General features: G+C 37.2%; 10 protein-coding genes. 4 read left to right on the top strand and 6 right to left on the bottom strand.

Annotated elements, in window-relative coordinates:
• Positions 1-10 precede the first annotated feature (10 nt).
• From gldK to Q0983_RS04065, 6 genes are all read right to left on the bottom strand, one after another.
• Entirely contained in the window at positions 11-1381 is a 1371-nt protein-coding gene (gldK, locus tag Q0983_RS04090; protein ID WP_299549129.1) for a gliding motility lipoprotein GldK, read from the bottom strand.
• A gap of 163 nt (positions 1382-1544) precedes the next feature.
• Positions 1545-2711, bottom strand: a complete 1167-nt coding sequence (locus tag Q0983_RS04085) for a formimidoylglutamase (RefSeq protein WP_299549126.1) — start codon at positions 2709-2711, stop codon at positions 1545-1547.
• A 5-nt stretch (positions 2712-2716) separates the two neighbouring features.
• Positions 2717-5206, bottom strand: coding sequence for a type I DNA topoisomerase (gene topA, locus Q0983_RS04080; RefSeq protein ID WP_299549123.1), 2490 nt, complete (start codon positions 5204-5206; stop codon positions 2717-2719).
• Between the two features lie 140 nt (positions 5207-5346).
• Complete coding sequence (locus tag Q0983_RS04075) at positions 5347-6129, bottom strand: hypothetical protein (RefSeq protein ID WP_299549120.1); 783 nt, start codon at positions 6127-6129, stop codon at positions 5347-5349.
• 121 nt (positions 6130-6250) lie between these two features.
• A complete protein-coding gene (locus tag Q0983_RS04070; protein WP_299549117.1) occupies positions 6251-7504 on the bottom strand; it encodes a hypothetical protein in 1254 nt (417 codons plus the stop codon).
• A gap of 36 nt (positions 7505-7540) precedes the next feature.
• On the bottom strand, positions 7541-7984 hold the full coding sequence (locus Q0983_RS04065; RefSeq protein ID WP_299549115.1) for a hypothetical protein: 444 nt from the start codon (positions 7982-7984) through the stop codon (positions 7541-7543).
• Positions 7985-8183: 199 nt separating this feature from the next.
• On the opposite strand from Q0983_RS04065, the gene miaB reads away from it, so the two are divergent.
• The 4 genes from miaB (at position 8184) to Q0983_RS04045 (ending at position 12686) form a co-directional block, all read left to right on the top strand.
• Positions 8184-9632, top strand: a complete 1449-nt coding sequence (gene miaB, locus Q0983_RS04060; protein WP_299549112.1) for a tRNA (N6-isopentenyl adenosine(37)-C2)-methylthiotransferase MiaB — start codon at positions 8184-8186, stop codon at positions 9630-9632.
• A 90-nt stretch (positions 9633-9722) separates the two neighbouring features.
• Complete coding sequence (locus Q0983_RS04055) at positions 9723-10991, top strand: sigma 54-interacting transcriptional regulator (protein ID WP_299549109.1); 1269 nt, start codon at positions 9723-9725, stop codon at positions 10989-10991.
• 127 nt (positions 10992-11118) lie between these two features.
• A complete protein-coding gene (gene lptE / locus Q0983_RS04050; protein ID WP_299549106.1) occupies positions 11119-11625 on the top strand; it encodes an LPS assembly lipoprotein LptE in 507 nt (168 codons plus the stop codon).
• 104 nt (positions 11626-11729) lie between these two features.
• Positions 11730-12686, top strand: coding sequence for a hypothetical protein (locus Q0983_RS04045; RefSeq protein ID WP_299549103.1), 957 nt, complete (start codon positions 11730-11732; stop codon positions 12684-12686).
• Positions 12687-12695: the final 9 nt, after the last annotated feature.

Here is a 12695-nt window from a genome sequence, read left to right as displayed (position 1 = left end):
TGATTAAATTTTATTTGTTTCTAGCGTTTTTTGTTACTTGTGTCCCCATGTAATCCTGAACGGTTCTGAAACCTATATAACTTCTTGCAGAATCTGCATACTCATAATCTCTTGAACTTACCTGTAAGAAGTATGCAACATCTTTCCAGGAGCCGCCTCTAATAACCTTACGTGTGTTGTCCTGATCATTAACGTTAGGATTAATGGTTGACGTGTACTCATAAGAAGACGGATCATACGATGCATTTACCCATTCTGCAACGTTACCTGCCATATTGTATAAGTTATAGTCATTAGGCTCATAAGATTTTGCCTCTACAGTATATAAAGCCTGGTCTGCAGCATAATCTCCCCGTACCGGTTTGAAGTTTGCCATAAAACAACCTCTGTCACTTTTTGTATAAGGACCACCCCAAGGGTAAGTTGCTGCCTGAAGACCACCTCTGGCGGCATATTCCCATTCAGCTTCCGACGGTAATCTAAATCTGTTAACCATAGAAGCTCCTTTTTTAGATTTTTGATAAGAGTTCTTGTTAATAGTTCGCCACTCACAAAATGCTTTGGCTTGCTTCCAGGTAACACCTACTACCGGATAATCACTGTAAGCATCATGCCAGAAATAATCATTGTGCATCGGCTCATTATATGAGTAAGCAAAATCTCTGATCCAAACGGTAGTATCCGGATAAATTTCAATTTCTTCTTTCCTTATAACATCTTTTCTATCAACGCCTCTGTTTCTGGCCGCTTCTCTGATGTCCATATAATTATACTGGAATTTGAATTTCTTCACATCCCAGGTACGCTGTCCATTATAAGACTCTTCTAATGGCAGGTACATGGTATCCATCACTTCGGCATAATACTCGTCGATATATTCTGAAGTATCGTAAACCAGGTCAATATCCTTGTTGATCTTTCTTCCTTCATAGCCAGTAGGTCCCAGGCCGGTATAGTTTTCAAACATATACTTCTCATAAACGGACATATCAGTTGTGTCTGCATCTCTAAATGCATACTCACCAATAGTACCATCATCTTCTTGTGTTAAACCAACTTCGTCTGCAAGAACTGCTAATTTCATTCTCACTATGGAGTCTCTAACCCAATGCACAAATTGGCGATACTCGCTATTTGTTATTTCGGTGGCGTCCATGTAAAAGGCTCTTACAGTTACTGTTTTGGCCGGTGCATCATTTACACCCGCTAAATCATCGTCTGCTTTACCCATAATATACGCACCACCGGGGATAAGCTCCATCCCATAAGGCTTTTCAGGGTGCCATTTTTTTCCTTTAACACCCACTAGTTCGCCCCTATCTTTAGAGCCACAACTAGCTAGTATTGTTATTACTGCGGTTAATAAAATAAACTTCTTCATATCTATAGTAAACTCGAGGTTAATTAATTAAGCTTCATTTTTCGTGGCGTAAACATATTTATAAATTTCTTTAAAAACAACTTTTTTCATAAAAAAATTACATTTCATCGTAAAAAAATAGCATTTCACCGATGAAATTACCCTTTTAGCTATACTTTGCCTATTACATACTATTCTTCCTGAAAGCCTTATACCAGCGGTCTGGTACCTTATTATTACAGGCATCCTGATAATCTTCATGCATGCAAGGTAATAACGTATGTCTTTTTAATTTATTATTTACTTCAGATAAAAAAGGAATCTCAATCCACCATCTTCCAGTTTTATTACTTTTATAAAAGATGAGTTCTTCCGAATCCACCAGGGTAATGTACTTTTGATAGTTTCTTTCATCCGAAAAATCATCATCCTGTACCCTGTAATTTACACCCTCAATGAAATACCACAACATTTGAGATACTAACATGGAAGTCATGTCATCATCTTTTGAAGGTTTATATTCATAGACCCCAAATGACGACACCTTATTACTTATGCCTGCATACCTTGCTATGGCACAAATTTCTTTTCCGTCTAAACCATTTGGCGAATACTTTTGATTTAAACTTACCTCGGCACTTCTTACCGATGTTAAATCAACACTCACAATATTGGCATCTCTTAAAACAGGCTCTACAATTGAAATATTACTTGACACGTCTCCCAGCCTGTAAGATTCAAAATAGAGGTTATCCATTAGATCTATTTCTTCCTGCGAATTGAAATAGGTTTGATAACCAACCGTTGCGTAATTGAACAGGTTATAGGGTTGGTCTAAAATGATCTTTCCAACAAAACTGTTGTTCTTAATGGGTTTGGTAGAATCACCCAAATCAAACTTGCTGTCTATGTTCACTATGTTAACCATGGGGATTATATTATCATAGGCCCTGTAGTTTGCATAGGTTAAATCCTGAGAGCCTCCTAATATAATAGGTATGATATTCTTTTTAACTAATATGTTAACGGCTGTTTTTAATGCGAAGTAGGTATCTTCTACACTTTCACCTTTATTAATATCACCCAAATCTGCAATAGTTATATTCCAGCTTCCCGGGAAAAGACCATAAAAAGACTTTCTGATTTCATCCAACTGAAACGCTTCGCCTATATAGTTAACATCGTTCCTGTTTTCCAAAACACCGATAATGGCAATGGTAACATCGTCCAGATCCGGCATGCCGTTTTGCTCTGAGTGGATTTTTAGTCTTCTTCCTAAAGCCTGGGCAGATAATAATTCGTTATGAGCTAACACTAAATCTGAAACCGGAGAAAGAAAATTAAAATTCATTTACGTTACTTCTTTTTGGCTGTTGTTTTTTTTCGGGTTGTTTTTTTCTTTGGTACGTTGGCTTCAATAAGGGCTTTGGCTTCTTCTAGAGTCATTTCTGAAACATCAACGGTTTTGGCTAATTCTACTTTTGTTTTTCCTTTTAACACATGATGTCTGCCCCATCGGGCTTTTTCTACTCTAATGCCTTCGACCTCCCAGTTGTGAACAACCTTCTCTATATCTTTCTGAATCTTTGTTTCGATCAACTCAACAATGTCTTCATCAGACAGGTTATCCCAGTCGTATTTCTTGTTTACGTTAATAAACATATTGTTCCATTTTATAAACGGACCAAAACGACCTTTACCTTTTTGCACCGGTAAATCTTTATATATATATATAGGTGCATCTGCTTTTTGTTTTTCTTTAATTAAAACTATAGCATCATCAAGATCCACACTTAACGGATCTACACCTTTTGGTAAAGATACGAATGCTTTACCGAATTTTACATACGGTCCAAAGCGACCATTATTAACCTGAATATCTTCTCCTTCATAGGTTCCCAAACTTTTCGGGAGCTGGAATAAATCCATAGCCTCTTCAAAAGTAATACTGCTTAGTTGCTGGTCCGGACTCAAACTGGCAAACAACGGTTTTTCATCATCTTCAAAGGTTCCTACCTGAACCATCGGCCCAAACCTACCTAAACGCACACTCACTTGTCTGCCGGTGTTTGGATCAACTCCTAAAATACGTTCTCCGGATTCTCTTACCGCATTCTCTTTTACATCTTCAACTTTTGGGTGGAAGTTCTTATAAAACGATTTCATCATTTTAGTCCAATCTTCTTCACCATCGGCTATACTGTCAAAGTCCTCTTCAACTTTAGCAGTAAAATTATAATCTAAGATCTGATCAAAATGATTCACCAAAAAGTCGGTTACAATCATTCCAATATCTGTAGGCACTAATTTTCCTTTATCAGATCCCACTTTTTCCGAAAGTACTTTATCAGTAATACTTCCGTTTTTCAAAGTAAGTTGTGAATACTTTCTTTCTACGCCTTCAACCGAACCTTTTTCAACATAGTTCCTGTTTTGAATGGTTGAAATGGTTGGTGCATAAGTAGACGGACGCCCGATCCCTAACTCTTCCAACTTTTTAACAAGTGATGCTTCGGTAAATCTCGATGGCGGACGCGTATAACGTTCGGTAGCCGTGATATAATTATTGAGAAGTCCTTCCCCGGTTTTCATAGCCGGTAACATCCCTTCTTGCTCTACATCTTCTTCATCGGTACCTTCCAGATATACTTTTAAAAAGCCGTCAAAAGTGATTACTTCTCCGTTGGCTATAAAAATCTCGTTATGTGTTGAAGCACTAATTTTCACATTGGTACGCTCTAATTGCGCTTCACTCATTTGCGATGCTATGGCGCGCTTCCAAATTAATTCATATAAACGGGCCTGATCTCTATCAATATTTACGCTCTGTCTAGAAAAATCAGTAGGTCTGATAGCCTCGTGCGCCTCTTGTGCGCCTTTAGATTTTCCCGTATAGTTCCTTGGTTTACTATAACTGGAACCATACGTTTTTTCAATTTCTGCCTGTGCCCCATATCTGGCCTCATCAGATAAATTGGTACTATCGGTTCTCATATAAGTAATCAAACCGGCTTCATAAAGGCGTTGCGCCATAGTCATGGTCTTACTTACCGAGAAATATAATTTACGGGATGCTTCCTGCTGTAAAGTGGATGTGGTAAACGGAGCCGCCGGCGATTTTTTTGCGGGCTTCTTTTCTAAATCTGAAACTTTAAAACTTGCGGAAGCATTTTGTTCTAAAAATGCCTGGGCGTTTTCTTTAGTTGAAAAATTCTTTGGCAATTTGGCTTTGAATGCCTGCCCGTTCTCATTTGAAAATTCGGCAACAATTCTATAGGATGCTACAGGTCTAAAATCTTTAATTTCCCTTTCTTTCTCTACGATCAATCGTACTGAAACCGATTGTACCCTACCTGCCGACAAACCGCCTTTTACTTTCCGCCATAAAACCGGAGATAACTCATACCCCACAATTCTATCCAATACTCTACGCGCTTGTTGTGCATCTACCAGATCATAATCGATACCTCTTGGGTTTTCAATAGCCTTTTGAATAGCTGACTTTGTAATTTCATGAAAAACAATACGTCTTGTTTTTTCTTTTTCCAATTTTAAAGCCTCGGCCAAATGCCATGCAATAGCTTCTCCCTCACGGTCTTCATCACTTGCTAACCAAACCATTTCTGCTTTTTTAGCCAGCTCTTTAAGTTTTTTTACAACCGCTCTTTTATCTTTTGAAACTTCATATTTCGGTTTAAAATCACCGTCTACATCTACACCCAATTCTTTTGAAGGTAGGTCTGAGATATGCCCAAAGCTTGACTCTACTTTAAAATCTTTTCCCAGGAATTTCTCAATGGTTTTTGCTTTTGCAGGTGACTCAACTATCACTAAATTCTTCGCCATACATCCGTTTTTGAAGCTACAAATGTATATGAAAAAAAGTTTATCTGCTGCATTTTATAGATTATCTGTATAATAATTTTCAAAAAAAGCCCGTGTTAAACTTAGTAAACACGGGCTTTTAAATGTATTGTTAAAAATTTTTATTCGGTAATAGTACCTATTTCTTCAATGGCGGTGGTTTCTTCAAATCCAATGGATTCTTTATATACAAAATAAATTGGGTGGTACGGAAAAGCAGCTGTAAACAACAACCCTATACCGCATAACAATATCCCAACTATTTCTGCTAATAATCCTGAAACTATTAATAACCCAAAGATCAATAACCATTTTTTATTCCCCAGTTTAAAACTGACTTTTACAATGTCACCTACACTAAAATCGGGATTAAAAGCAAATACAATGGCGAACAATGATAAGGGCACCATGACATAAAAAATTGGCAAATAACATAGCAAAGTTGCTAAAACTGCAATTCCAAAAGACACTAACATTAAGACAAACACTTTAGATAGATATTTTCCTTTGATGAAATGAAAAAAATCAGAAGTAGACACTTGTTCATCATGATCCAGTTTCTTCATAATTCTATAAAAACCGGCATTTAATGCAACAGAAACGGCACCTAACACTAATGATCCAACTATTATGAACAATACATATAGAAAGGACATACCTGCAAAAAAGCTCTCAAATGCTTCGGTATTGGCATAACCACTTTCTTGCTGCGCTATGATCATTCCTATTAAAGGAATATAAAGAACAATTATTAAAGGCAACATGACTATAACAGTGAATACCTGGAGTAAAAACCCTTGAAGCCAGGTCTTTTTAAAAAGTTCAATAGAATTACTAAAAATGTCACCAAAATCTAAGGCTTTGGCACCATTTATCTTTTCAATTAAAGTGTCAACGGAATTCATTTTATTGTTTTTGGTTAGTAAATATTGTATACAATAAAGGTAACCGTTTTTTACAATTTGTTACAGGTGCAAACAAAAAAATCTGCCCGAAGGCAGATTTTCTCTCATAGTGTTAGTTGTTTTAATTGAGTGAAAATGAGCTTAAAAAGCTAATATTGTCACCTATATATTTATATTGATACAGGGTGTTATCGCCTATCATTACCAGACTGTTCTCTAAAGGAATAACATCGGTTGCCTGAATATTGCCTATGGTTCTTACCAAGTTTAGGTCCACGGGTGTATTTCTATCAAAAAGTTTTAAGCCGGAAGTACCATCGCACACAAAGAGCATATTGTCTTTTATCCCCAAGCCATAAGGGTTATCCAGCGTATAGCGTTTTGCTAAGGTTGGATTAGTTTTGTCGCTAATATCTATGACTTCCAGAACGCTTTCCAATTGCCCGCAAAGGTTACCTCCTCTAAGTGTTAAATACGCATAATCACCATCAACAACTACCGGGTCACAGCCTTCCCAATGCACAAATTCAGACACATACGCCGGTGCAGCCGGGTTATTTAAGTCATAAATATACATACCGTTGGTACTTCCCAAATACAGGTAATCATCGGCTTCAAACATGGTTTCAATATTCCACCCTGCATATTGGGTGTTCTCTAATTCAGGGTTTGCCAGGTCCTGAATATTGAAAATGGCCATACTATAAGACCCCACTGTATATAAATAGTTGTCTTTTATTTGAAAACGCGCCAAAGAGCCACCCACGCCTACATTAGATTCGGCAGCAGCAGCCATAACGGCATCATTAAAGATCATACCTCTTTCTATCCAAATATTGGGATCAACTTCTTCACTAGGCTTTTGCTCAAGTTTCCAACCTAATATGATATCTGTTTCCCAATCATAATCACCAAAATCAGTGGCTACTGCTTCTTCCGGAATGTTGTAGTTATAAATTTCAAACACGTTTTCCAATCGCTCTACCTGGGTGATATTGTTAATATCCGAAATATTAAAAACTACCAGATCCGTAGCACTATCGGCATATAAATAATTGTTTTTTATGGAAATATCTTCATTACCCGGTATGTTTATATATTTAATAGCGCTTGGCGATTTCGGGTTGGTGTTATCTATTATATGGACCCCTTTATTAACGTCATTTACAAAAATATAATGACCATAGGCATAAATTTTACCCGCTTGCACAATTGGTTTTGGTGCCCCAATGTCTACCATTTTCCTAAATTCTGTCTTACTAACAAATTCTGGAGTAGCTACAGCAACAAGGTCTAAATCTTCATCATCGTTATTATTACAAGCGCATAAGACGATGGAAAGGATAACTGTTAAAAAAATACGGTTTAGTTTCATAGCGTTTAGTTTTTGTATGATTGTTTATAGTTGATATTAATAAGAATACTCTAAGGACTCGTCCAAACCATGAATATGAAGTATTATTTTGCTACTACCTTCAACTCTGATTGGGCTTAAGTCAAACGTTATTACTCTTTCAAAATAGGCCAGACAGTCTTCATTATTGTCAAAATCCAATTTTAAGTACCGTTGTTCAGGGGATGATTCGGCAACAGCTCCCGAGTCCACTAAACTGAATTCCCAGGTATTGCCATCACAACCCGAAGCTCCGATGGTAATCGCTAAACAATCGCCGTCTATTTCAGCATCTATAAACGCAAAATTGTCTGAATTCAAATTATTGTATTCAGACGCACTGACAATAGTAGAAAGATCACAAATCAAATCCCCTACTACATCATCATCTTCACATTGCGTATTAAAAAAACAAAAGGATATAACAAAAAAGAACAGTACAGTTTTAGTCAATTTGATCATAATTCTCAGGATAGCTGGTTTTTTTATTTACTAGATACTTTATTTCTGAAATGGTTGCGCGAAAAACCATTCAAAATTTTAATATTTAACTTAAAATTAGAACCTGCCACTTTGTCAGAAAACCTAAATTAATTGTATCTTTGCACCTGCCTTCCGGCAGGCAGGCACGAATATTGACCATAACCGGTTCAAGTATATTATGGAAAAGATTATAGACGAAAAAAAACAGGGCGAATCTTTAGTTTTAGAGCAAAAGGAAGGCAACAAACGTAAGTTGTTCATTGAAAGTTACGGTTGTCAAATGAATTTTTCTGATAGTGAAATAGTAGCCTCTATTCTTAACGGACAAGGTTACAACACGACTCAAAACTTAGAAGAAGCCGATTTGGTTTTGGTAAACACCTGCTCTATTAGAGATAAAGCAGAACAAACGGTTCGTAAACGTTTGGAAAAATATAATGCTGTTAAACAGGAAAGCAACCCGAATATGAAAGTTGGTGTCCTGGGCTGTATGGCAGAACGCCTAAAAAGTAAGTTTCTTGAGGAAGAGAAAATTGTGGACCTGGTGGTGGGGCCGGATGCCTACAAAGACTTACCTAACCTTTTAGCTGAAGTTGATGAAGGCAGAGACGCAATTAATGTGATCCTTTCAAAAGAGGAAACTTATGGCGATATTTCTCCTGTGCGTTTAGACAGTAACGGTGTTACAGCTTTTGTATCTATTACCCGTGGCTGTGATAATATGTGCACGTTTTGCGTTGTGCCGTTTACTCGTGGCAGAGAGCGCAGCAGAGATCCTCAGAGTATTATTGAAGAAGTAAACGATCTGTGGAATAAAGGGTATAAAGAAGTAACACTCCTCGGGCAAAATGTAGACAGTTTCCTTTGGTATGGAGGCGGACTTAAAAAAGACTTCGACAAAGCCGGCGATATCCAAAAAGCAACTGCTGTAAATTTTGCACAATTACTATCCATGTGTGCTGAGGCGCAGCCTAAAATGCGTTTCCGTTTTTCAACATCTAATCCGCAAGATATGACCTTAGATGTTATTGAAACCATGGCGAAGTACGACAATATTTGTAAGTACATTCATTTGCCTGTGCAGAGCGGGAGCAATCGCATTCTAAAAGAAATGAATCGTCAGCATACCCGTGAGGAGTATTTTGAGTTGATTGATAATATCAGAAGTATTATTCCGGATTGTGCCATAAGCCAGGATATGATTGCCGGTTTCCCAACGGAGACGGAAGCAGATCATCAGGATACCTTAAGTTTGATGGCATATGTGAAGTACGATTTCGGGTTTATGTTTGCCTACTCCGAAAGGCCGGGTACACTAGCTGAACGTAAGCTGGAAGACGATATTCCTCTGGAAGTTAAAAAACGACGATTAAATGAAATCATCGCGCTTCAACAAAAGCACAGTAAATTAAGAACCGAAGCCCAATTAGGAAAAACTGTAGAAGTTCTGATTGAGAAGGAATCAAAAAAATCCAATGAACATTGGGCCGGCAGAAACAGCCAGAACACCGTGGTGGTTTTCTCTAAAGAACACTATAAAGCAGGTGATTTTGTCAATGTAAAAGTAACCGATTGCACCAGTGCCACTTTAATTGGTGAGGCAGTTGGGTATTCAGAAAACAACTAAAAAGAAAAAAGAATAAAGACTAAAGATAAAAGAACAAAGACTACGAATGTCTTTTCTCTTTTTCTGCAATCTCAAATCTTAAAAAAATAAATGGAATCAGTTCAAGCAATAAAACAACGTTTTGGTATTATTGGTAATACGCCATCACTAAATCGTGCCATTGAAAAAGCCATCCAGGTGGCACCAACAGACATTTCGGTGTTGGTCACCGGTGAAAGTGGTGTAGGTAAAGAAAGTATTCCAAAAATAATACATCAATTATCACATAGAAAACACAATAAATACATAGCTGTAAACTGTGGCGCTATTCCTGAAGGTACCATAGACAGTGAACTTTTTGGTCATGAAAAAGGGGCTTTTACAGGTGCTACACAAACCCGTAGCGGTTATTTTGAAGTAGCCGATGGCGGTACCATTTTCCTTGATGAAGTTGGGGAATTACCACTCACCACTCAAGTGCGTTTATTACGTGTTTTAGAAAATGGCGAGTTTATAAAAGTAGGCTCCAGTAAGGTACAAAAAACCAATGTACGTATTGTGGCCGCCACGAACGTGAATATGTTTGAGGCCATTGAAAAAGAAAAGTTCAGGGAAGACCTGTACTATCGATTAAGCACCGTTGAAATTCATCTGCCACCGCTGCGTGAAAGACAGGAAGATATTCATTTGCTTTTCAGGAAATTTGCCAGTGACTTTGCCTTGAAATACAAGATGCCTACTGTTAAGTTAACTGATAACGCAGTTCAAATTTTAACCAAATATCGTTGGAGCGGTAATGTCCGTCAGTTACGAAATATAGCCGAACAGCTTTCGGTCTTGGAGCAAAACAGAACGATTTCAGCCGAGACACTTCGCAGTTATTTACCAACTTCAGGCACTAATTTGCCAGCGGTTGTTAAAACATCAAAATCTGAAAGTGATTTTAGCAGCGAACGTGAGATTCTTTATAAAGTTTTATTCGACATGAAAAGCGATTTAAACGATCTAAAGAAACTCACCATGGAACTCATGAAAAGCGGTAATGTTAAAGAAGTTGAGAAAGATCACGAGCACCTCATCCAAAAGATCTATGGTGAGGACGATACTGATAATACGGTTTATGAAGAACCGGTTCAGGAAACCGAAGTTTTATCCATCCCGGAGCACGTTACAAATCATGAGCAGGTTGAAAATGTCCAGGACAAATATCATTTTGCCGAAGAGATTGAAGAAGAGGAAACATTGTCATTACATGATAAAGAACTGGAATTAATTAAAAAATCGCTTGAACGTCACAATGGAAAGCGTAAATTAGCAGCTGCCGAATTGGGCATCAGCGAACGTACTTTATATAGGAAGATTAAACAATACGATCTTTAAAACAGTATACAGTTGGCAGTCGCAGTATTCAGTATAACTAACTATTACAACATTATAAAAAAGGAATCGTTTTAAAACAACTAACATAATGTCACACTGAGCGCAGTCGAAGTGTCTTTTAAATCGAATGAAACACATAAAATATCTCTTTTTAATTTTAACCTTTTCAACTTTCACCAACTGTAAAGTACAATATAGCTTTACGCCTCCAACGTCTATTATAGCAGAAACATTTCAGGTAGACAGATTTGAAAACACCTCTTTGTTATTTGAACCCGGCTTGGATTTACTATTTCAAAATACGCTTCAAGATTTAATTCAAAATCAAACAAATTACAGGTTAGAGCCTTCCGGTGCCGATTTAATTTACGAAGGAGAAATAACAGATTATAGAATTGCGCCAACAACAGCTACGGCTCAAAATACAGCCGCTCAAAACAGGTTAACCATTACCGTTAAAGTGAGATTCTATAATACAAATAACGAAGAAGACGATTTAGATCAATCATTTTCTTTTTTCTATGATTTCCCCGGTAGCTCCCAATTAGTCGGTGCTCAAAAAGAAACGGCTCATGAGGAAATTTTAGATCGTTTAACACAGGATATTTTTAATGCCACTTTAGCCAGGTGGTAGCTTCGAGAGCCTCAGCTACCAAATAGGCAGTTAACATTAAATGCCGTTGTCGTTCTGAACGAAGTGAAGAATCTCGTTAATAATGATTACATTTGGCTAAAGCCATGAATTCATCAGATTTTATAAACATATTACAGCATCCGCAAGACATTACACATCAGCAAACTGAAGCTGTAAGAGCTATTATTGATGAATTTCCTTATTTTCAATCGGCGCGTGCCGTTTACCTTAAAGGGCTCAAAAACCAAAGTAGTTTTAAGTACAATCAGGAATTAAAAATAACCGCTGCCTATACCACAGATCGCAGTATCTTATTTGATTTTATTACATCTGATGCCTTTATTCAAAACGAAATTTCGCAATTCATAAAGAAAAACGCAGAACATTTAAAAGATATTGATGTTTCCGTAGAAGATATTTCGGTTAATAAAAGTGTTGAAGTTGATGACGCTTTAAAACAACAGATCAAAGAAACCAAAGGTGTTCTGGATCCGGCATTATTTGAGCCTAAGGAACCCCTTCCTGAAAAGGCAACCAGTTTTGCCCTGGATGCATCTGAAGTTATCGAAACCTCAGCAGAAACCACTGAAGTACCTGAATTATCGCCTACAGAAATATTGAATTTAGGCAAACCGCTTCAGTTTGACAAAAATGAAAAACACTCCTTCAACGAATGGCTAAAACTTACCAGGTTTAAACCTATTGAAAGGGAACATAAAACTCCTGAAACACAACCGGAAGCAAAAGAAGACAAAGCGTCTGCAACCGACCTGGATAAGGCCAAAAAGTTTGAGCTGATTGATAAGTTTATAAGTAAAAACCCTAAAATTAGTCCGTCGGTTGCTTCAAACAAAAAAGGCAACCTGGCAAAAGCACAAATGATAAAGCCGGAGGCTTTAATGACAGAGACTTTAGCACGTATATATGTAGAGCAAAAAAACTACAAAAAGGCAATTCAATCTTATAAGGTTTTAAGTTTGAAATATCCAGAAAAAAGTAGTTTCTTTGCAAACCAAATTAAGGCAGTAGAACAATTACAAGAACAAAACAATAAAGAATAATGAGTTTTA

Source organism: Seonamhaeicola sp., assembly GCF_028281565.1.
In the GTDB taxonomy this organism is placed as follows: Bacteria; Bacteroidota; Bacteroidia; order Flavobacteriales; family Flavobacteriaceae; genus Seonamhaeicola.
The sequence above is the reverse complement of the archived record's forward strand: the minus strand, read 5'-3'. Positions and strand labels throughout refer to the sequence as shown.